The following is a 21,737-nucleotide window of genomic DNA, read 5'->3' as shown; positions in this document are numbered from 1 at the left end:
AGGGTTTGGGGCAGCGTCACAAAGAAATGGTACAACTAGGTATTTTTTCTAAATATTATTCTGTGGCACAGCCGCAACAAGCTAGACTCAATCAAGATATCATGTTAAATATGAAAAATAGAGATTGCGGGAAAAACGGTAAAATTCAACTTTACTGCTCATGATCATGGTAACTAGATTTCAGCAGTTTTCCCCAGATTGCATTGTAAGGATGTACAACCTGTGTTGGATGCTGCTCTCTAAACATGAGTCTTCCTTCATTTGCCCAGTGAAAAATTCCGCCGCTCAAGTTATAAATGCACTTCAGCCCAGCTTCATTAAGGTGCTGGGCTAATTTGGCGCTACGGTAGCCAACGGCGCAGTAGACAACAATTGGGTGGTCTTTTGGAACTGTTGAAAGTACTGCTAAGTCAGGTGTAAGTGGGTCCATCTGCGTTGCTGTTTCGATATGGCTCACCGCATATTCTGTCTGACTTCGTGCATCTAGCACTAATGGCCGCGGATTTCGAGAATCTAATAGCAATTGAGCTAATTCTTTGCTTGTAATTTCCTCAATATTAGGAAATTTCAATCTAATCAGAAGTTTAATAAAGTTAAATATAAGTAATCGCACTCGTAAAAATACTCTCTCGTTTTTATAGATTATAAGTAAGTGGGTCAAATTAAATATAAAACCTCACCCTGCCTTCGGCTTCCCTCTCCAAAGCATCGGAGAGGGATTGAGGGTGAGGTTTGATCTTATATTTAATTATGCCTACCTACTTATTGAAGTTTTCCATTAGTCAAAATTGACAAATTATTTACATGCTTTCCAAATTAGCACGCAGCTTGGCGCATGTGTAATAATACTATCCATCACCATTTGGACAGATGTATTTAAAGTGTTTTTATCGTCTCTGTCCCTTCTCAGGGCTATTTAATTCTATTCTTATGGCAGTTTTTACGAATCTTTTTCAGAAAAATAAGAATTTAAACCGGAGCTAAGTTGAGAACCGTAGTTTTTGCCCTCACTCTAAATCCCTCTCCCAATATATGAGAGAGGGACTTTGAAATTCTGGGTTAATCAACGATGGCTGATGCAACTAACTAATGGTTAGTGGTTCAACCACTAACCACTAACTATTGTTAGGTTCTAATGAGCTGCAACTACCTCTGTTTCAAGGCGAACTAGTCGGTCTGCTAAAAGTTTCTCAAGGTCTTCTAATGCCTTGGTGAAACCTTTAATACCTTCATCTAGTTTGTCGGTTGCCATGCGATCAGCAGCGTGCATCTTGTCATAGCTAGCTTTGTCAACAGATATCTTTTCAATTTGCAAGTTTGCTGCCTTGGCGGGGTCAAGTTTGCGTGGCAGTTCTCCAATTGTTGCTTGCAATTCAGCCAAAAGTGATGGCGAAATGGTTAGCAAATCACTACCTGCAAGTTCAGTAATTTCACCAAGGTTACGGAAGCTAGCGCCCATAACTTCCGTTTTATAGCCGAATTTTTTGTAGTAGTTGTAGACTTTGGTGACTGACAAAACTCCTGGATCTTCGGCTGCTGGGTAGCTATCGCGTCCGGTATCTTTTTTGTACCAGTCGAGAATGCGACCAACGAAGGGAGAAATTAGGGTAATGCCGGCTTCTGCACAGGCGATCGCTTGGTGAAGACCAAACAACAAGGTAAGGTTACAGTGAATACCTTCTTTTTCGAGAATTTCCGCAGCGCGAATGCCTTCCCAAGTTGTGGCAATTTTAATTAAGACGCGATCAGGGCCTATTCCAGCAGCTTTATACTGAGCAATTAAGTCTCGTGCTTTAGTTAGGGTAGCTTCGGTATCGTAAGACAAACGAGCATCCACTTCTGTAGACACGCGACCGGGAATGATTTGCAAAATCTTTAATCCAAAAGCAACTGCCAAACGGTCAAAAGCTAGAGAAACTATCTGTGCTTGGGTGGCTCCGGCTCCAGCATCTTTTTTCGCTTGGAGTAAAGTTTGATCGACAATTCCCTGATATTCTGGCATTTGTGCCGCAGCAGTAATCAGTGAAGGATTGGTGGTAGCGTCTTGGGGCTTGAACTTTTCAATTGCCTGGATATCCCCTGTATCTGCGACTACAACAGTCACTTGTCGCAATTGTTCTAGTAAATTCTTAGACATAAAATACTCCGTAACGTTTGTTTAGGATTTACTTATTCCCCACCAAATTAGTGCTGAGTGCTGAATTAGGAGTTAGGAGTTAGGAGTTAGGAGTTATTATTCTGCTCCTTGGCTCCACCGTACCCACTCCTTACTCCCCACTCCCTAGTTCCTTCAATTCTGATTCTGGCAATTTTTTTTGATCATTGCCCAATTTTGCTTACTATCTTGAGCCACAGCCTTATTTTAAGTGCCTTATGCAGAAATTGGCTGTCCAATGGAATGCACTTTGATTAAACTAGTTGTTCCTGATTTACCAATTGGAACACCAGAGGTAATAACAACTTTATCGCCCTTATTGGCTAAACCCATGTCTACAACTGTGTTCACGACATTGGTAAACATCTCTTCGGCATTGTAGACTGGTGGGATCAACAAAGCTTCCACACCCCAAGAAAGCGCTAGTTGACGATAAGTGGTGATGTCAGAGGTTAGGGCAATAATGGGAGAAGTAGGGCGATATTTAGACACCATTCTCGCCGTATTTCCTGATGAAGTGTTACAGAGAATTGCTCGTGAGCCTGTTTCATAAGCGATGCGACACACGGATTCTGCTACAGATTCGGTAACGCTGAGACTGCCTGCCTCATGACACCAGGCATGTTTGCTACCCTCATCTAGAGCCTGTTCTGTCCGCACGGCGATATTGTGCATCATCTCGACGGCGGCGACGGGATATTGTCCGACAGCTGTTTCACCAGAAAGCATTACCGCATCTGTTCCATCTAAGATGGAGTTGGCTACATCGGTGGCTTCGGCGCGGGTGGGATCGGGGGCGCTAATCATCGACTCTAGCATTTGGGTGGCTGTAATCACCGGCTTGCCAGCCCGATTGCAACGGCGAATAATATCTTTTTGAATTAAGGGTACTTCGTGAATTGGCACTTCTACCCCTAAATCGCCACGGGCAATCATAATCGCGTCCGCAACCTTCAGAATGGAGTCAAAGTTCTCAACTGCCTCTGCTCTTTCGATTTTGGCAATTAAGCGGATGGAAGCGCCAGCTGCTTCAATCATGCGTTTGGCGGGTTCCAAGTCTTGTGGTGATTGCACAAAGGACACCGCCACCCAGTCTACACCCAACTGAATCCCAAAGCGGAGATCCAGCAAGTCTTTTTCGGTGATCGAACTAACAGGTAAAGGAGTTTGTGGTAGGTTTACTCCTTTGTGCGTAGAAATTAACCCGCCAATTCTTACTTGTGCGCGAATGCGATCGGCATCGCGATCGGTAACAATCAACTTGACGCGACCATCATTAATCAAAATCGGTTCGCCTGGTCGCACCATTGCGAACAAAGTCGGCAATGGTAAGGGTAGTTCGTCGATACTCTCACCCTTTTCTTGCAAAACAAAGGTGACTTCACTACCAGCTTCTAAATTTAACCCTTCTGGTGGTAAAGTTCCCAAACGAATCTTTGGGCCACATAGGTCTTGCATAATTGCGATCGGTTTTTGCTGCTCAGTGCTAATTTGTCTAAGATAGTGAGCAGTTTGGGCGTGGAATTCATAAGCCCCGTGGGAAAAATTCAGCCGCGCTACATTCATTCCAGCTTCTACCAAGCCGTGCAGCTTTTCGGGTGCAGATGTAGCAGGACCAACAGTACAAATGATTTTGGTTCGACGCATAGGGATTGTGGGTTGAGGAGTAACGTGTGAGTTTGGATGCCTCATACCAATTCGTAATTCGTAATTCGTAATTCGTAATTAAAAGACCGATAGCGCAACGTTAGCGAGGACACGCTGTTCGCGTTCGAGCATCACAGTCCAGCATCCAAATTTACACATGCTTCATATCACTGGTTTGCTAAATCAAGATACTAGATGATGTTCCGTTTTCGGAGTATTTACCATTTGACCGAAATCCCAAAAGTCAACAGTCAATTAAACAATTCGTAGTTCGTAGTCCGTAGTTTGTAATTATGTTTGGTGACGGGGATTTCAACCCCGACTAACATACAAGCTGTTTATTATTCGGGGGTATCAATCCCTATTCAATTACGAATTACGAATTATGATGACCAATCAAACCACAGCTGCTGTCGGTGCGAGTTTTTCCTTTTGTGACATAGACAACATCAGGTCAATCACGCGATTCGAGTAGCCCCACTCGTTGTCATACCAGGCAATTACCTTAAAGAAGTTGGAATTCAACTCAATCCCAGCACCGGCGTCGAAGATACTAGAATGGGTATCGCCTTGAAAATCTGTGGAAACTACTTCTTCATCTGTGTAGCCCAAGATACCCGCCAGTGAACCTGCGGCTGCTTCCTTCATGGCAGCACAGATTTCTTTATAACTAGTAGCTTTGGCAGTTTTGAAAGTTAAATCAACTACAGAGACATCGGGAGTCGGAACTCGTAATGCCATACCAGTCAGCCTACCCTTCAATTCTGGTAAAACCAACGCTACAGCTTTAGCTGCGCCTGTGGAAGAAGGAATAATATTCTGGCTTGCACCTCGACCACCCCGCCAGTCTTTCTTACTGGGTCCGTCTACAGTTGGCTGAGTGGCAGTCATGGCATGGACTGTAGTCATTAACCCTTCAGTCAACCCAAAGTTGTCATTGATCACCTTAGCTATGGGAGCTAGACAGTTTGTAGTGCAGCTAGCATTGGAGACAATTATATCTTTGCTGGGGTCAAACAAGTGATGATTTACACCCATGAGTAAGGTAGTAACTCTATCTGGATCTTTGGTAGGAGCAGAAATTACTACTCGCTTTGCACCTGCTTTCAAGTGGTTTGCGGCTCCTTCGTGGTCAGTGAAGAGTCCGGTAGCTTCCACTACATAATCTGCACCTAATCTTCCCCAAGGTAACTCTGCTGGATTTCTCACCGACACGCAAGGAATGAAGTGTCCGTCAATGAGGATACCATCTTCCTTGGCTTCAACCTTATGCTTTAGTTTACCGTGGGTTGAATCGTACTTTAATAAGTAAGCGAGGTTATCTGGTGGTACTAGGTCGTTAATGCCTATAAACTCAATGTTGGGGTTATCGATGCCAGCGCGAAGCACAAGTCGCCCGATTCGACCGAAGCCATTGATACCAACCTTCAATTTAGTCAAGATAAAACCTACCCTTGTGGAAAGTTGAACAAAAGGAGAAAGTTAAAAGTCAAAATAGATTGCCTTTTACTCTTTACTCTTTGATCCTGACAGTATCAGTCAGCTAAGGCATATTTACTTGGCATCTTTTAAGGATTGGGGATTGGGGATTGGGCAAAAGAGTGCTGAGTTTGGAGTTTGGAGTTAGGAGTTAGGAGTTAAGAGTTAGGAGTTAGGAGTTTGGAGTTTGGAGTTTGGAGTTTGGAGTTAGGAGTTAGAGGATGTTTTAACGAGTCGCAAAAGTGCGACTCAAATAATTTGCCTTTGCAAGCCACGATTCGTTAGGAGGTAAACAGCAAAAGTTCCTACCCAGTGACTAGCTGCATAATGTTCACTTACAATATTTGCTAGTCCATGCTGACGATGGTGAAGGGCAGCAGAGCGAAGTGTTTGTATGCGGCGATCGCTATTTGCCAATCCAGATATGATACCCTCAAGCATCCACGCACGACTGAGATTAAGACCACAGAAATGGGATTGCATATAATCTTCAGGATTATCTATTTTGAGTGGTTGTAACCAATTTGCTGAATTATCAATGGGTATTTGGGGAAGAAAATCGGTGAGCCAGTCAGTAAAAGCTGTTGTTGGGAGAACTCGCCGCATCAGGTCTGCTTCAGCAAGTCCAGGAGATAAAAAATCGTAACCAAGTGGCTCGAATTGTAACGAGTAGTTGCGATCGCTAAGATAAAATTGCCGTGCTTTGTTCTCCACTAACTGAATAAACTCAGCATTTTCGGTAATCCTTGCCCAATCTAGCATCAAACCAAGTGCAAAAGCTGTCTGACTATGCATCCCTGTGCGATTTGGGAGTTTGAGCCTGTCAATCCAGCGCTGTAAGTTAGCTGTAATCAACTTTTCTAGGGGTTCTAATATAACCCGCCATTCTTTCCCTTGAGGATGATTCCACTCGTGAAGTTCCGCAGCCAGTTGTAAAAGCCATGCTACACCATAAGGAAATTCAAAAAAGGGCAACCGTTGAAAATGGGCAATTTCTCCTTGAATTTTCTCAGGTGTTAGGCTTTGGTCAAGTGCTTGCTTTGATGCTGAATTAAAAGAGGCTTCAGGAAAGTGACGCAGCAGACGCACCAGCAACCAGTGACCATGTACGGCTGAATGCCAATCTAAACAGCCATAAAAAGCAGGAGTCAATTCACGCGGTGGTTTGATATCCTCGTCGCTATCAGCCCAATACAGACCACTGTGGGGATATTCCCGCTCGATACAATCCAGTACTAATTGAGCAAATTGTACTGCGATCGCTTGATTAATCTCTAAATTATCAGTTGGCATGGTCAGCCCTTTCGCTAAGGGACGCTGCGCGTAGCAAGATCCCCGGAGGGGTACGGGGAAGTCAAAAGTCGAAAAGAGGGCAGGGGGAGGAAAAGCCCTTTTGATTCCAAAAATTGGATAATTTATTTTTTGGAGTTCCCTTAACAATGCAAGCCAACGCATTAGACATCTCCGAAAATTAAATATCTGCAAAATGAAACCCTTGTAGAGACGCGAAATTTCGCGTCTCTACATTCTTTTTCGGAGATGTCTATTAACCTAACGCCCTTCCCTTGCATGGAAGCGGGAAAAATCAAAGTCTCTCTCCTTTTAGGAGAGAGATTTAGAGAGAGGTTTTGTAGATACCGCTGAATTGTCAGATTAACAATGCAGGGTATTGCGAAATTTAATTCGCTACGAATTAACCATCACTTGTACTTCAGGTTTTACCCTAGCTTCTGCTTCCAGAAATCCAGCGACTTGAGCCTCAATTTCATCGCGGACAATTTGGCGATACTCCAAGAAATGCTCAATTTGGGCGCAAACAGCTAAGTAGCTACTCACCCCACCCGGATTATGCTGATACATATTCCACAAGTTGCGCCAGAATTGCCAGCGCGTCTGACGACGGACACCTTGGCGCCAACAAATAATCAGAAACGCTCGAAGTACTTTCCAGTTCAATGGTTTCTTGGCAGCTTTGCCCTTTTTCGGGTAGGTTGCTTCGCCCAAAAGCCGGAAGTGTTTGTATGTACGCTCCAAAAACCGCTCTGGCTCATACAAATCACAGAACGCCTGCACATATTCACGAGCGATGTCTTCTAAAGGTCGAGTTGGGACAAAGTTCATCAACGTAGTTTGGTTGATGTTGGCAGATTTATTGCGGAGTCGTCCTTCCTTTTCTAATCTATGCCAAAGCGCTGTATCTGGAAGGGCTTGCAGCATACTAAATAAGGCCGTGGGAATTGCTGTTTCCTCGACAAACTTGACAATTCGTGCGCCTGCTCCTACTTTCTCCCCATCAAATCCAATGATAAAGCCTGCCATGACTCGCAACCCTGAGCGGGTAATCCTATTCACCGCTTCACTGAGCGAGTCTCTGGTATTCTGGTATTTCTGAGTGAAAGTGAGACTTTCTTCGTCGGGGGTTTCAATTCCCAGAAAAACCGCACCAAAATTACACACTACCATCAAATCCATCAGTTCTTGATCTTGGGCTAAATCAACTGAAGCCTCTGTGGCAAAGGAAAAGGGATAGTTATGTTCTACCATCCAGGGCAAAAGGGACTTCAAAAATAACTTGACATTCCGCTTATTACCGATGAAGTTGTCATCCACCATAAAAATACTGCGTCGCCAACCCAGTTTATACAGACAAGCAAGTTCTGCTAATATTTGTTCTGGATTTTTGGTGCGGGGTTTGCGACCATATAGCACAATAATGTCGCAAAATTCACACTGAAAAGGACATCCACGCGAAAATTGCACCGACATCTCCGCGTAGGCTTCAAATTCTAGCAAGTCAAAGCGAGGAGTTGGAGTGTTGGTAACATCTGGTTTTTCACCGCCAGAGCGAAAAATGCCTGTGCGATCGCCCCGTGCGATCGCTGCTACAAATAAAGGTAGGGTAATTTCCCCTTCGTCCAATATCAAGTAATCTGCTCCAGCAGATGTCATTTCATCTGGTAGCGCTGTCGGGAAAGGGCCACCCACAGCTACCCGTTTACCTCTCTGTTTTGCTTCTATTATCTGAGAGAGTAAATCCTCTTTTTGCACAATCATCGCCGACATAATAACCAAATCTGCCCAAGCCCACTCTGCTTCCGTACAGACGCGAACATTTCGATCTACTAGCTTGAAATCCCATTCTTGCGGTAAAATCGCCGCTACAGTTACCAAGCCTAAAGGCGGTAACATTGCTTTACGGTCTAATAAAGCGAGTGTTTTTTCAAAAGACCAAAAACTTTTTGGAAAACGGGGGTATAGAAGTAAAACATTCATATTTGACGCTTATAAACCTTCATTTTAGCTGCTGGTTGAATTTACATACAACTTAGCCACTCTAAAAACACTTTAGAGGAGCCTTTGTATCCAGTAGCTATAACCTCTACTATGACTGATTTAGACAAAGCAATATTTTTTAAGCACATTCATTAATGATAGATAAACCTCATCTATTTTGAGAACCGTAGTTTTTGCCCTCACCCTAAATCCCTCTCCCAAGAAGGGAGAGGGACAACTTTGCGGCTCCCCTTCTCCCAAATTTGGGAGAAGGGGCTGGGGGATGAGGGTTTTTTCTTTTCATCATGGAATATCTACAGTTTTCAAGATGGACGCGGTTTATTTAAAAATTTATTTACGGATAGATTCAAAAAAATAGAGGAAAATACGGTATGCTTATCACAAGCTCATAAATCTATATTGTGGGGATTGTAATGCGTAAACTTTGAACTGTGAGCGTATCCCTTCTCTTAAGCAAAGTCACACACCGTCTTATATAGAAGCGGCGTGACCTAATTACCTACCATTTGATTAATTATTTAAGAGATTTTCAGGAAATAAATTATCTAATTTTTTAGATTAGGCGTCTTACTTGTCTGCAACCAAAGACGCGCTTTTTGGGTCAGCCCACACATAAGTAATTGGATATTTTTTCTTTATAAGTTTCTAACAAAATAATTAATGTTTTCTAACTTAAGATTACGCAAATGGCAAGTAATCTACATTTGACTGATAAATAGTTCTTTGACTGAGACTCAGCTTACGTATTAGTTATAGGACTTACGCTTTCAAGGCAGTGAAAGTCCTGATTTCCTGTAGGGGCAATTCATGAATTGCCCCTACATTTGGTACTTGATGCGTAAGTCCTAAGTTAGTGAAAAATTCAGGAGAAATAATATGGCTTTTATTTTCGGCACTACAAGTCCTGACAACAAAAATGGGACTTTGGGAGATGACACGATAGTTGGTTGGGCTAGTGGTAATAATGTCAATAGTCCGTCCGGTAACGATACCTTAAATGGTTTGGCTGGTAACGATTCACTTAATGGTGGGACGCTAAACGATAGTCTAGTCGGTGGCGCTGGCAATGACATACTTAATGGTGGCACAGGTATCGACATCTTGGATGGGGGAACAGGCAACGATACTTACATTATTGACAATGTTGGGGACACGATTAGGGAAGCTATTAATTCAGGCACAGATAGCGTTCGGTCTTCTATCACCTACACACTGGGCGCAAATCTGGAGAACTTAACACTGCAATTCGCAAGTCAGGCCATTGACGCTACAGGTAACAATCTTAACAACTTCCTCAATGGTAATGGTGTTAACAACACTTTGAATGGAAGAGCGGGCGATGACACGTTAGATGGTAATTTAGGCGATGATATCCTCAATGGTGAGGACGGCAATGATAGCCTACAAGGCGGGCCTGGCAATGACGTACTCAATGGTGGGGCTGGAAACGATATCCTCATCGGTGCTTATCCTGGTAGTCTGCTTCCACCGGGACTAGGGGAAACTGATATCTTAACTGGCGGGGCTGGCGCAGATACATTTTTCTTAGGGGACGCTTCAAATATTTTCTACGACGATAACAACCCTACGACTGCTGGTTTTGGGGACTTCGCTACTATTACTGACTTCGACTCTAGCCAAGATCAAATTCAACTCAAAGGAACTCCACAGGACTACCGTCTGCAAGTTTCTGGAAACAACACACGAATATTTTCACGGCAATCGGGACAGGTAGATGAGCTAATAGGTATTGTGCAGGGAAGAAACAATCTCAGACTTAGTAGCGATGACTTCCTTTACTATGAGCGGGAAAATGCTGGAGAAGCTACAAACAACACACTAGGGAATCCTGAAGATTTAGGTTCTTTCTCATCAGGCTCAAAAGTTAATATTTCAGGACAGTTAACAACAGTTCAATCGAGTAGCAATCCCGATGTTGACTTTTTCTCATTTTATTTACCAAATCCAGGAACCGTCACTATCAACATAGCGACATCGGGTAAGGCAAATATCGGACTGTTTAACTATGGGACTTTAGTGACCAGTCAAAATTCGTCATCAATCACTGGTTTAGTGAGTGCAGGTCAGTACTCAATTTCAGTGAGCAAAGATTCTTTCTTGCCTCAAAATAATGGAGTTTTCTTTGGTACTAACTCTGAACCTGATTTTTCTTATACGCTAGGAGTTGGTTTTACAAGATAAAAACTTTATCAACTTAAGGGGTACTGACATTAGAGGGCAGATTGAAGGAGGCTTTTTCTGCTGACTAGGGAGACACATCACTGTGTCTCCCGTTACGCTATTACTCCTGAAAGCGGGTGCAGTATTGTTAAATGAAAGCTATGCTTAGTTTCAACTTTCAGATACCGTTCTTGTAAGGGTTGCCACTTCTGCCACGACTGATAGCGATTTTGAGTTAAGAAACTAGCAAGGGTAGGTAACTCATTCTCAATTTCTGACTTGAATACATCTGTAAGCCAATCAGTTAAAACAGCACTATCTTGCATCGTACCCAAAATTTCTTGGATATTTTTCACTTCTGTAAGATAAGCTGCGTAAGACTCGCCATATAAGTCAGTAAATAACTCCATTTGGTAGCGTAAACGTTTAGCTTCTTTTCGCAAACTGTGAATAATTTCACCTTCTGTTGTTAATTGTTTTTCTATCTTTTCTGGTTTCCAGTTCTTCTGGATTATCACTTCTGATTCTACAAATTGGGTGCCAACTAGCCAACCCGGATGCAGCAAGAAGTTACTGACTTCTGGTAAAAGTAAATCTGGTAGTATCTGCTGAATGGGAAAAGATGCCAAAGGTTGATAGCTGGGTTTCTCTAACCATTTGTCTAATGCATCTTTTAAAGACTTGTAAGATTCATCTTTTAAGGTTTTTTGCACATCCGATAGTACATCTTCACGTTGTTTCGCCAAAGCTGTAAAAGCTGTTTTTAGAGATTCCTGCTCTTTGCGAGGTAAGTTTGGTTTGTAATCGTTTTCCAAACTTTCTTTGAGTACATCTAAATCTCTCAGACTACCAAGACGACGGGCTATTTTACCGATATTTTTATCGCTGACTGGTTTCGGCACATGCACCGCTAGCCCAAAGCTAGTTACAGCTGTCCGTAAGCGACGCATTGCCACTCGCATTTGGTGCAGCGCTTCTGGATCTTCATCTTTCTTTACTGATTTTTCGTACTTCAAGGTTTTATTAAAGTGTTTTTCAATTGCTTGGTAGGCGTAGTCTCCTAGAGTTTTTACCGTGGGTTGTGTGGCTAATTTCATAATTGATCTTAAATAACGATTACCTCATGAGGTTATTGCATAATAACATTAGTTAAAATTTTCTATCTACTTTTGATATTTTTATTCAATGAGTATTATGAAATATGCTTATAAGCATTAATACTTGCATCCTCTGAGAAAAATATCCAATATCTATCAAAGGTCTAAGGGACTTCCAAGAAATAAATTATTCCAATACAGGACTTACGCAAGAACCCTCTAAAACTTTTATTCCTTTGTGTCCTTTGCGGACTTTGCGGTTCGTTTTATCCTGATTTTGCGTAAGTCCTACAATAAATAAACGAACCACAAAGCCACAGAGAACGCAGAGAGAAGAAATAGAGAGAGTTTTTGCGTCAGTTTTGGAACATTTTTTTATTTGGAAGTCCCTAAAGAGCAGATTCACCCTGGCGATTTTATCTGACTTTTGCCGTGATCTGGAAAACCTCACTTCTATTTCTTTTTTCCTTTAAGGAAAGAGACTTTTAATTTTTCCCATTAGACTCTCAAGAAGGCCGTTAGGTTAATCGTTAGCTTTTCCACATAACCTGAATTGCCAGGAGATTTTAGATGTACGATAGCTTCTAAAAATATTAAGTAAGTGGGTCAAATTAAATATAAAACCTCACCCTGCTTCCGGCTTGCCTCTTTCATGCTTTGAAGAGGGATTGAGGGTGAGGTTTTATCTTATGTTAATTACGCCTACCTACTTAAGGATAATATCATTAATTTTTGTGCAATCATAAAATGTCAAGCTCAAATTAGCTAAATTAAGTTTTATTGACTTTTGTAGATAATTTGAAAGCACACATTTTGGATTGTTAAAGGTTAGTGGAGATTGCTTGCACAGGACAGGTAGGGATACATTGTTCGCAGACGATACAACGCGATCGCGTGAATGTGAGTTTGTATGTCTCTGGGTGGAGGGTGAGGGCTTCGGTAGGACAAACCCCAGTACACAAGCCACAGTGGACACACACATCCTCGTCGATCGCAATTTCGCCTAAGGTATGAGAAACATTAACATGGCGCGATCGCATCCATTCGATCGCTGCATCTAATTGATCGATATCTCCCAATAGTTCCACTACCAGTTTGCCAATTTGATTTGGCGCAACTTGGGCGCGGATAATATTCGCAGCAACGTTGAACTCTTTGGCCAGTACGTAAGTGACTGGCATTTGTACGGCGCGTTTTGGGAAGGTAAGGGTTACTCGTTTTTTCACAGATTTAGTATAGGGTTATTTCTGTTGTAGCGTATTGACCTTTATAAGCAAAGAGTCCTACGGTGTACACACAAGTATAGGGGTTTTTCCGTTGCTCACTAATTAATGGATTCCCAAGAGATAGCCAATAGATTTAATGACGCTCAAATAGAAATTACCTTCTCTTTCGCGGAATAGTTGAAAAGTAGAATCTGGTGTGCCAAAAAATGGTCTGAGTGTCCATCCTAACTGACTACCGACGAAAGCGTAAAGAAATAGCCAAAATTGTAAAATTTTCTGGCGTGTCTTACTACCTTCATTATCTTGTTCTAAAACTAAATTTGTAGCTTGATATAAAGACGAAATCCCAATAAATCCAGTTAATGCAAATATGAATACATTTAACAGAATTAAAAATTGGTAATTATTGGTGGTAATTAAGAAAAACAGTGTAATTGGTGCAAAGCTGAATAAAAGTACACTCGTAACTGAAACAGCAGTCAATACTAATGCTAAATGTTGTCCAAAAGTCCGCTTTGAACCAAAAATAACGTTAGCAAAGTACAACGTTGGTATACAAATTAGAAGTGTAATTAAATAAAGGGCTGGAAGTTTAATAGCGGAAGACAAAGCTTGCATCCAACTATGATATGCGCCAATGATTCCGCCATAAGCGGCGAGAAATAAGGAACTGCAAACTAGTAGAGAAATAATTTTATTTGGTAATCTCGTGCCTTGGCGAACTTCCTCTAAAAATCCTTGGCGATCGCGCAGGAATCCAATCAGCACCGCAAAGTATTTGATTCCTACAGATTTCCGTTCAATCATGTTATCCTCATACAGCTAAAATTCTAAGTTTCATCTGAGTAATCACCGCCAGAACCATATTTCCAAGCATCAATCAAACGATGCCAATAATATTGTTGTTCTTTTGGTTGATTCTTTATCCATGTTTCTAACATTGGACTGAACCAAAATAAGGCAGTATATACACCTAAATTACTGTAATGCAGTGTCCAATCTAATAAACTTCTTAAACCTACTTGCGGAATTATTTTGGCAACTAATACCGGATGAGATAAACCAGTTTTTAACAGTGTTTGCGTTAATGCCGAAAACTGCACTATATCCTGTAAAAATGGTTTTAGCACTGGTGTACCCAACTGTTGCATTTCTTCAAATACCGCCGAGAGTAGTTGGTTAATTTGATCTGGGGAAATTTTCTGATTTACACCAACACTCATCGCCCTTTGAAACAACCAGGTAACTGTCAAACTTGGTTGATAGGGTTGTAGTAGTGCTAAATCCTTTGCAGATAATTGTTCTGTTTCTAGTGCTTCGTAAATGCCAAACGTTAAACGCTTCAGGTGACGTACCATTGCCCCAAAACCACCAAAACTCAAGGGAGATTGACTACCACTGCTATCTCCGGCTGGTAGAATGCGACTCCAAGGGGTTTTGATGGGGCTTTGGCGATAGGTAGGAAAGAAACCAAATAGCGATCGCTGAAATTTCAGTTTGCTCAACTCCACTCCCTGATATTCTGGTAAAAGACGCAGATATTCTTCAAATAGAGCTTCTAAACTTAAACGTTGGGGTTCTGCATCCATATAAGTAAACAAGTAAGTTGTTCTGCCATCCCTGGCTGGAAAAGCTTCCCAGAAGTACTGACATTGATTTTGCAAAGGTGTAAATGATAATATTAAATCGCCTGAGTTATTTTCTGCAAAACCTTGGGCGCAACTTCCTACAACTAAGCACAGTGCATCTGGTTTTTTGCCTTGACGTGCTTGTTGAGTTATAGGTGAAAGATGTCCCATTGCGTCGATTAATAAGCGAGTTTTGAATTGGTTATTTACCATCACCCCATCTGGATGAACCACCGCTTCAGTAAAAGGTGTGTTTTCTAACAACTTTCCACCTGCGGCGAGAAATCGAGTTTTTAAAGTAGCTAGTAGATAAACTGGATCTACGCCGATATTCAAAACATCCTCTACCCAAACTTCTGTACCGCCAGCAAAACTAACTCGCGCTGGGTTATATTGAGTGGCGATCGCACTCTCTAATTCATCCTCAGTCAGCAAGTTTAATTCCACAAATACATCTAATTCTTTGCGAGAAATATTCCACTCTTGTTCCCTCCCCCGCAAAATACCCCGTTCCATCAACGCTACCCGCAGTCCCTTCACCGCCAAGGCGCAACCAATTAAAATACCCAAAGTGCCACCGCAGATAAGTACATCGAAGTCTGCAACGCCTAAAGGCTGTTGAGTTTCTTTAACTAACGTTGGGATAGGTGCGGTGTTTTCGCGCAGAGATGTTAAGATGCGATCGCTTTGGCGTAACCCTGCTAAAACGTCGCCGGGTAATTGGGAAAGAATTTCTTCAGTTAAAGACATTTTGGAAAAATTCAACTCTACATTCCAAAACTACCTGAGAATAGAGAAAGTAGATACGATATTATTTATGGAGAGCTACGACCGTGATCAATAATAATAATCAAATACTACCATTACCCCCAGAGGTTGACAAAGAAGAGTTAGAAGGCGTTGTGCAGGTGTTAGCAAACGTAACTAAGCTCCCTGTTGAAGTGGTTAAGCCACATTTGGATGCATTGCTTGAGCAGTTGATGAAATCAAAACAGGAGCAACCATTTTACAAAACTGCAACGGCTCTTGAGTGGATAACAGCTTTTCGGGAATGGGCAGAGAGCCATAGGCGAGATACGCCCTTACTATCAGAGTATGCTTTAAGTCGGGCAGGAATATACGATGATGAGGAGTCGGAAGATATTTAAGTGACTTATCTTGTCGATACCAACTTATTGCTACTAAGCGTACAGCCACACCATCCAATGTATGCAGATACACTGAACGCAATTTCAACTTTACGAGGAGCAGAGTTAGAGCTTTTTATTACCTCGCAAAACCTCATAGAGTTTTGGCGAAGTGCAACACGAATTGCCCAAAAGAACGGCTTAGGCTTAACCATAGCTCTGACAATTCAGCTCATGTGAAAAAATCCACGAAAAACCTAACCCCCTAACCCCCTTCCCGACGCGGGAAGGGAGGAAAATTCAAAGTCTCTCTCCTCTTAGGAGAGAGATTTAGAGAGAGGTTTTCCAGATGCCGTGAAATGTCTGGTTTCTTAGCAACCCATGAATGAGGTAACTGATTTATTTCAAGTGTTGGGACAGATGGAGTAAATCAGTTCACTTTTTTAAAAGTAGCAGTAATTAGTGAACCTGGATCAGTTTGGATAATAAAGATTTCTTTGCCTCCATCAACAATAATACCGCTTAAAGAACCATCACCAAATATCAGCACCGTACAATCTTGTTTAACACTATAGAGTCCTGACACTTCGGTGTTTGTAGATACAGTACCGTTAGTGCTCTGAGTAACTGTTCCTTGAAAATTTCCCGTTCCATTAAACTTGTAGAAACCAACTTCAGCTATAGGTTTTCCTGGGAAGGTTCCAGTGAACTTAATTCCATAGCTACCTTTTATGGTTGCATTATTACAAGAAGGCGCAGCTTGGGCGTTCACCTTTTGAGAGATAGCACCTGAAATGGTCAATGCTGACACAGTACCAATTATTAAGGTCGTAAAAAAGGCTTGGATTTTAAAGTTCATCATATTCATCAAATCAAGACATCTTGGCATAAATATTGACATAGGACTTACGCACTGTACAAATTAATCATGGTATGAATTTACCCAAATAGATCGTTTCAAGCTTTGATTAATTATTCTTAGATAGTAAATAAACACACGCTGTAGGGGTTTAGCAATGCTAAACCCTACAACAGATATGGTTTTTCAACCCATCTATATTTGGTATTTTTGTCAATGCGTAAGTCCTGTGACACTAGAAGATTACTATTAAATGACTTAACTTGTAAATACCACGAGAAAATAAAATTTTTTACGCATGATTTATTTGCACCCGCTAGGTCTTTCCTACCTTTTAAGTTGCGTCCTCGGAGATTTGGAGCGAAGAAGTCTAAGAGGATGTTTGAAAAGTCATGATTGATGTATCAAATATTTTTTACCCCACCCTAACCCTCCCCTAACAAAGGGGAGGGAACTGGATTTTCCGGCTTCCCCCCTTTGGGGGGATTGAGGGGGGTAATTTGACTTGTGTGTACACGGTAGCTTTCTAAGGCGGGAAAATCCGAACCTAATTTTGTTCAAAAATCAAATATGATTCCTATAACAGTTTACAGGTGCGATTTCTGTTATTTTAGCGATCGCCTATCTCATCCTAGTCAAACTACTAGACTACCACGACATGAAACCTACCTCTATCATTTGATGATATACCAAATACCGTTATTACTTTGACGTAAAATTTGGTATTTTTGCTCAACAAATTCTAGCAGTCTAGGAAATTTTTCTTTGATTATAGCCTGTGGTTCATAATCAATAAAGATATAAGGAGGCTTTGATAAATCTAACTGCTCTATAAGTGTTAACCATTGCTCATGCAGAAAATATTCAAGCGCCCAACCACGTAGAATTGTTGCTTGAGTCCGACCAGAAAAGTAGTAAATAGATGGATCGCCAGCTACATAAATATCACCACTAAGGCTTCCTGGTTGAGATATAAAGTTAGCCTCTGAATGAAGGGATGGATATTTTTTTCTAAAGATAGTCTGATATTTCAATCGTGTATCTTCAGTTAAAGCAAAGTTATTATTAACCAGAGCCACGCTCTTTTTTATAAGAGTGCTTGATAAAGGTAAAAACAATAAAAATATGAGCAACATTGTCGGAAGTGGGGAATTTAATTCTTTTAAAGAGTCCCATAATACATCTAATCCTTTAGTTGCTAAAATACCTATGGGTACAAAGAATAGTAAATAATGGTACTCCCATAATGATGAATGTTGTAGAAGAATAACACCTAAACCAAAAATACACCAAAGAAAAAGTAGTAAACTAAATAGACTTTTAGATTTTAAAAATGATGTATATACTGCAATAATAGCAATTAAAATTAAAGGCTCAAAATTCTGTAAAAACCATTTTATTCCCACAATAAATTTACTTATATCAAATACTGATTCAGCAACAATAAGAGGTGGATATATAATAAATGTCTGATACACTATTGAAAAACTATTAAACCAGATAAAGTAGCTGGCAACGACTACAATAGGAATCATAACTCCTATAAAAATTGGCAAACAAATATCAATAAATGTTTTTTTAATCTTCTGTCGTTCTATTACTATAGAATACATCAATATAGTTACCCAAAACGAAACTAATATCAGCAGAAATATTAATTTAAATAGGAGGACAATTCCGCCAATAAAGCCTGAGAGTAAAAGCAGGATAAATCTTTGCTTTCCTTCGCTTTTAAAAGATTTAAAAGTTAGCCAAAGACAAAGAAATAAAGGGAAACCAACGAGTGCTTCAACTTGAGTAAGGTGCCAAGCGCCTGAAACAACATAGTAAACACCAACTGTTAACAAAGGTACTAGGCTTGCAATTATCTGATGCCGAAAATAGCTTTTTAAAGTCAGCAGCAATATTATCGAAAAAAATACCATGTAAATAAGTTCAAAGGCATGGATACCAATCTCATTAAAACCAAACAAAGTTCCCGCCAAATAATAAAAGCAGAAAATACCCGGTTGCTTGACATCCCAAAAATCACGATAGAGTACCTTTCCTTGTTGCATCTCTAAAGCACCTAGCCTAAAAAATGCTTGATCTCCATCAAATGGAAAAGGTAAATGCACAAGCCCAATTATGACAACAATAATTACAACTATAAAGTCAATTTTATTTAATTTAGTAATACTAATCATGAGATTTTTAATTTAAATACAAGTAACTATCCCGCCCTAATAAATATCCTAGCGAGATAACAGTAAATATGTAGCCTATTTATCAGTAAGATTGTTTAGATAATGTTTGTAACCTGTAAAGAAACTGTAATCGTAAATGGCTACAATCCTCTTGTTAATTAACTTTAATCTTAACTTGGCGATGACTTTTTAGAGTTTGCAGATGTTTGCAGTGTAAGCAAAACTCCATATTCATACATTGCTTTAATAAGCAGGTAGGCACGAAAAAACTAAACTATGTAAAGATAAGTAAGTCGAATGGATTACTAACGGAACGTCTAAACTGTTACTTTGATTGGCTGCAAGTATATTGTATTGGTCAGTGTGTGGTGTGTGTTTTAAGTATTAATGTGGATATAGACACAGCACAATAACTTGCATTACCGGAAATACTAATGAACCGCTCGAAAATAATTGCCATTCTTACAGGTGCGATTTCGGTCATTTTAGCGATCGCATATCTGATCTTAGTCCAACTGCTCGACTATCGGGACATGAAACCCGCACCCATCAGCCAATTTAGCCAAGCGCCTGCGATTATTTCTTTTTGTTGGCAGATTGACAAAATTACCCCAATGTGATTTTTGTTTACCTGAATTGTAGAGACGCAAGTCTTTTGCGTCTTTTATCATTTATGTCAATAAGTAAAAACTCATGATAAATACAGTTAATTCATAGATAAAAAACAATAGCTATTATTGATTACTCCAATAGTCTCTTATATAAGATTTATTTAGAGTAATTATCTCAAATTTGTTTAGATAAATTAATTCCATTTTGACAAATATAACGGTAAGCTGTTTCTAAGAAAATTAAATAAAGATAAATTTGTCTGATCTGCGACGCCGAATAGCCCATCGTAGACATCTCTAGGTTAACGGGGATCAACGCGAGTTGACTCAAAACCCCAAATTTTTAATAACAAGATAGAGGTAAGTTTATGGCTCAGTTTCTACTTGAGACTGTTTGGCTAGTTCCGTGCTATGCCTTAATAGGTGGCTTGTTAGCCGTACCTTGGTCGCCAGGGATCATTCGGAAAACGGGGCCAAGGCCGGCGGGTTATGTAAATTTGGTAATGACATTTTTGGCGTTTGTACATAGTGCGATCGCCTTACAAGCAACTTGGAATCAGCCAGCCGAAGAAGTATTTATTCCTTGGTTATCTACAGCTGGTTTAGACCTCACCATTGCTTTAGAAATATCCTCGGTGAGTGTCGGCGCTTTGGTTGTGATTAGTGGCTTGAATTTGCTAGCGCAGATTTATGCAATCGGTTACATGGAAATGGATTGGGGTTGGGGACGCTTCTATTCCTTATTAGGATTATTTGAAGCGGGACTTTGCGCCCTTGCTTTATGTAATAACTTGTTCTTCAGCTATGTAATTTTGGAAGTCCTGACGCTGGGAACCTACCTACTAGTGGGCTTATGGTTTAGCCAGCCGTTAGTAGTCTCAGGTGCTAGAGATGCTTTTTTAACTAAGCGGGTGGGAGACTTATTCTTACTAATGGGCGTGTTGGCATTATGGCCCTTAGCCGGAACTTGGAGTTATCCAGAACTAGCTAAGTGGGCGGCTACTGCTAACGTCAACCCGACAACAATGACACTGGTAGGTTTAGCCTTAATTGCTGGGCCGATGGGTAAATGCGCTCAGTTCCCTCTGCACCTGTGGTTGGATGAAGCGATGGAAGGCCCTGTTCCCAGTACAATTTTGCGGAATTCGGTAGTAGTAGCTAGTGGTGCATGGGTGCTAATTAAATTGGAACCAGTGTTAACCATCTCGCCCATAGTTTCCTCAGCTATGGTGACCATTGGGGTAGTGACAGCGTTGGGTGCTTCTTTAATTGCGATCGCTCAAATTGATCTTAAACGCTGCCAATCCTATTCTGTCAGTGCCTACATGGGTTTAATATTCATCGCTGTAGGAACGCAACAATACGAAACGGCGCTATTGTTAGTACTCACCCATGCCATATCCGCAGCCCTGTTGGTGATGAGTACTGGCGGAATTATCTGGAATAGCATCACCCAAGACGTAACGCAATTAGGCGGATTGTGGACACGTCGCCCGATTTCCGCAATAGCCTTTATCGTCGGGACTTTGGGATTAATTGGTTTTCCACCACTGGGTAGCTTTTGGGCGTTGGTGAAACTAGTAGATGGGTTGTGGGAAACCCAACCTTGGTTAGTGGGAGTAGTGGTAGCAGTAAATGCTTTAACAGCCGTAAGTTTAACCAGAGAATTTGGTTTAATTTTTGGCGGTAAAGCTACACAAATGAGTCAGCGATCGCCTGAAGCACACTGGCCTATGGTTTTGCCAATGATGATTTTACTTGGTGTCAGCCTACATCTTCCTTTAGTGTTGCAAAGCTTATCACTTTTACCAGATTGGGCAAGCCTAAATAAAGATGTCGCATTGCTTTTAATTTGGTCGAGTATTTTCGGTTGCAGTATAACTGGTGTGATTTATTTAGGCAACATTCCTAAACCGATTCGCCTCCCTTGGCAAGGTTTACAAAATTTATTTGCATACGACTTTTACACCCCCAAACTCTATAAAATGACCATAATTTTTGGAGTTGCCAAAATATCCCAACTTGCCGATATGATTGACCGCTTTGTAGTCGATGGCATCGTTAATTTTGTTGGTTTATTTTCGCTATTAGGTGGTGAAGGTCTTAAATACAGCACATCTGGTCAAACCCAGTTTTATGCCTTAACCGTCCTTCTCGGAGTAAGTGTTTTAGGAATGTGGGTAACTTGGCCATTTTGGGGAATCCAGTTTTTAAATTTGATTTTCCAAATTTCGACACTTGGGTAGT

General features: G+C 41.0%; 17 protein-coding genes. 5 read left to right on the top strand and 12 right to left on the bottom strand.

Going from position 1 to position 21,737, the window contains the following annotated elements:
* Positions 1-151 precede the first annotated feature (151 nt).
* From V7K32_RS00795 to V7K32_RS00770, 6 genes are all read right to left on the bottom strand, one after another.
* Positions 152-571, bottom strand: a complete 420-nt coding sequence (locus V7K32_RS00795; RefSeq protein ID WP_334989428.1) for a rhodanese-like domain-containing protein — start codon at positions 569-571, stop codon at positions 152-154.
* A 561-nt stretch (positions 572-1,132) separates the two neighbouring features.
* Positions 1,133-2,137 carry a transaldolase gene (locus tag V7K32_RS00790; RefSeq protein ID WP_334989426.1) on the bottom strand — a complete coding sequence of 335 codons (1,005 nt, stop codon included), beginning with the start codon at positions 2,135-2,137 and terminating at the stop codon, positions 1,133-1,135.
* Positions 2,138-2,371: 234 nt separating this feature from the next.
* The gene (gene pyk, locus V7K32_RS00785) at positions 2,372-3,802 is read right to left on the bottom strand and encodes a pyruvate kinase (protein ID WP_334989424.1); all 1,431 of its coding nucleotides are present in this window, start codon (positions 3,800-3,802) and stop codon (positions 2,372-2,374) included.
* Between the two features lie 396 nt (positions 3,803-4,198).
* A complete protein-coding gene (gap, locus tag V7K32_RS00780; RefSeq protein WP_334989422.1) occupies positions 4,199-5,242 on the bottom strand; it encodes a type I glyceraldehyde-3-phosphate dehydrogenase in 1,044 nt (347 codons plus the stop codon).
* A 288-nt stretch (positions 5,243-5,530) separates the two neighbouring features.
* Positions 5,531-6,574: a DUF2891 domain-containing protein gene (locus V7K32_RS00775; RefSeq protein ID WP_334989420.1), complete on the bottom strand. Its 1,044-nt coding sequence runs from the start codon at positions 6,572-6,574 to the stop codon at positions 5,531-5,533.
* A gap of 393 nt (positions 6,575-6,967) precedes the next feature.
* Positions 6,968-8,554: a B12-binding domain-containing radical SAM protein gene (locus V7K32_RS00770; protein ID WP_334989418.1), complete on the bottom strand. Its 1,587-nt coding sequence runs from the start codon at positions 8,552-8,554 to the stop codon at positions 6,968-6,970.
* Between the two features lie 897 nt (positions 8,555-9,451).
* On the opposite strand from V7K32_RS00770, the gene V7K32_RS00765 reads away from it, so the two are divergent.
* On the top strand, positions 9,452-10,777 hold the full coding sequence (locus tag V7K32_RS00765) for a calcium-binding protein (protein ID WP_334989416.1): 1,326 nt from the start codon (positions 9,452-9,454) through the stop codon (positions 10,775-10,777).
* A 92-nt stretch (positions 10,778-10,869) separates the two neighbouring features.
* On the opposite strand, the gene V7K32_RS00760 is transcribed toward V7K32_RS00765, so the two are convergent.
* The 4 genes from V7K32_RS00760 to V7K32_RS00745 form a co-directional block, all read right to left on the bottom strand.
* Complete coding sequence (locus V7K32_RS00760; RefSeq protein ID WP_334989414.1) at positions 10,870-11,853, bottom strand: CHAD domain-containing protein; 984 nt, start codon at positions 11,851-11,853, stop codon at positions 10,870-10,872.
* A gap of 821 nt (positions 11,854-12,674) precedes the next feature.
* Complete coding sequence (locus tag V7K32_RS00755) at positions 12,675-13,079, bottom strand: NIL domain-containing protein (protein WP_118166795.1); 405 nt, start codon at positions 13,077-13,079, stop codon at positions 12,675-12,677.
* A gap of 102 nt (positions 13,080-13,181) precedes the next feature.
* A complete protein-coding gene (locus V7K32_RS00750) occupies positions 13,182-13,886 on the bottom strand; it encodes an actin-binding WH2 domain-containing protein (RefSeq protein WP_334989412.1) in 705 nt (234 codons plus the stop codon).
* A gap of 23 nt (positions 13,887-13,909) precedes the next feature.
* Positions 13,910-15,457 (bottom strand): FAD-dependent oxidoreductase, encoded by a 1,548-nt coding sequence (locus V7K32_RS00745; RefSeq protein ID WP_334989410.1) that lies wholly within the window; start codon positions 15,455-15,457, stop codon positions 13,910-13,912.
* A gap of 83 nt (positions 15,458-15,540) precedes the next feature.
* On the opposite strand from V7K32_RS00745, the gene V7K32_RS00740 reads away from it, so the two are divergent.
* Both V7K32_RS00740 and V7K32_RS00735 read left to right on the top strand, forming a co-directional pair.
* Positions 15,541-15,855, top strand: coding sequence for a hypothetical protein (locus V7K32_RS00740; protein ID WP_334989408.1), 315 nt, complete (start codon positions 15,541-15,543; stop codon positions 15,853-15,855).
* On the top strand, positions 15,856-16,074 hold the full coding sequence (locus V7K32_RS00735) for a hypothetical protein (RefSeq protein WP_334989406.1): 219 nt from the start codon (positions 15,856-15,858) through the stop codon (positions 16,072-16,074).
* A 190-nt stretch (positions 16,075-16,264) separates the two neighbouring features.
* Here the strand turns inward: V7K32_RS00735 and V7K32_RS00730 are convergent, their stop codons facing one another.
* Positions 16,265-16,735, bottom strand: a complete 471-nt coding sequence (locus V7K32_RS00730; RefSeq protein ID WP_334989404.1) for a hypothetical protein — start codon at positions 16,733-16,735, stop codon at positions 16,265-16,267.
* 632 nt (positions 16,736-17,367) lie between these two features.
* A complete protein-coding gene (locus tag V7K32_RS00725) occupies positions 17,368-18,879 on the bottom strand; it encodes a hypothetical protein (protein WP_334989403.1) in 1,512 nt (503 codons plus the stop codon).
* Between the two features lie 434 nt (positions 18,880-19,313).
* On the opposite strand from V7K32_RS00725, the gene V7K32_RS00720 reads away from it, so the two are divergent.
* The gene (locus V7K32_RS00720) at positions 19,314-19,499 is read left to right on the top strand and encodes a hypothetical protein (protein ID WP_334989401.1); all 186 of its coding nucleotides are present in this window, start codon (positions 19,314-19,316) and stop codon (positions 19,497-19,499) included.
* Between the two features lie 359 nt (positions 19,500-19,858).
* On the top strand, positions 19,859-21,736 hold the full coding sequence (locus V7K32_RS00715; RefSeq protein WP_334989399.1) for an NAD(P)H-quinone oxidoreductase subunit F: 1,878 nt from the start codon (positions 19,859-19,861) through the stop codon (positions 21,734-21,736).
* Position 21,737: the final 1 nt, after the last annotated feature.

This window comes from Nostoc sp. (assembly GCF_036917635.1).
In the GTDB taxonomy this organism is placed as follows: domain Bacteria; phylum Cyanobacteriota; class Cyanobacteriia; order Cyanobacteriales; family Nostocaceae; genus Nostoc.
This window is presented reverse-complemented; position numbering and strand designations above follow the sequence as displayed.

Bases quoted from the DNA above. Each gene is read 5' to 3' on its own strand.
- V7K32_RS00730 (WP_334989404.1), bottom strand. From the start codon at position 16,735: ATGTCAATATTTATGCCAAGATGTCTTGATTTGATGAATATGATGAAC.
- V7K32_RS00765 (WP_334989416.1), top strand. From the start codon at position 9,452: ATGGCTTTTATTTTCGGCACTACAAGTCCTGACAACAAAAATGGGACT.
- V7K32_RS00750 (WP_334989412.1), bottom strand. From the start codon at position 13,886: ATGATTGAACGGAAATCTGTAGGAATCAAATACTTTGCGGTGCTGATT.
- V7K32_RS00775 (WP_334989420.1), bottom strand. From the start codon at position 6,574: ATGCCAACTGATAATTTAGAGATTAATCAAGCGATCGCAGTACAATTT.
- V7K32_RS00790 (WP_334989426.1), bottom strand. From the start codon at position 2,137: ATGTCTAAGAATTTACTAGAACAATTGCGACAAGTGACTGTTGTAGTC.
- V7K32_RS00725 (WP_334989403.1), bottom strand. From the start codon at position 18,879: ATGATTAGTATTACTAAATTAAATAAAATTGACTTTATAGTTGTAATT.
- pyk (WP_334989424.1), bottom strand. From the start codon at position 3,802: ATGCGTCGAACCAAAATCATTTGTACTGTTGGTCCTGCTACATCTGCA.
- V7K32_RS00770 (WP_334989418.1), bottom strand. From the start codon at position 8,554: ATGAATGTTTTACTTCTATACCCCCGTTTTCCAAAAAGTTTTTGGTCT.
- V7K32_RS00745 (WP_334989410.1), bottom strand. From the start codon at position 15,457: ATGTCTTTAACTGAAGAAATTCTTTCCCAATTACCCGGCGACGTTTTA.
- V7K32_RS00760 (WP_334989414.1), bottom strand. From the start codon at position 11,853: ATGAAATTAGCCACACAACCCACGGTAAAAACTCTAGGAGACTACGCC.
- V7K32_RS00715 (WP_334989399.1), top strand. From the start codon at position 19,859: ATGGCTCAGTTTCTACTTGAGACTGTTTGGCTAGTTCCGTGCTATGCC.
- V7K32_RS00720 (WP_334989401.1), top strand. From the start codon at position 19,314: ATGAACCGCTCGAAAATAATTGCCATTCTTACAGGTGCGATTTCGGTC.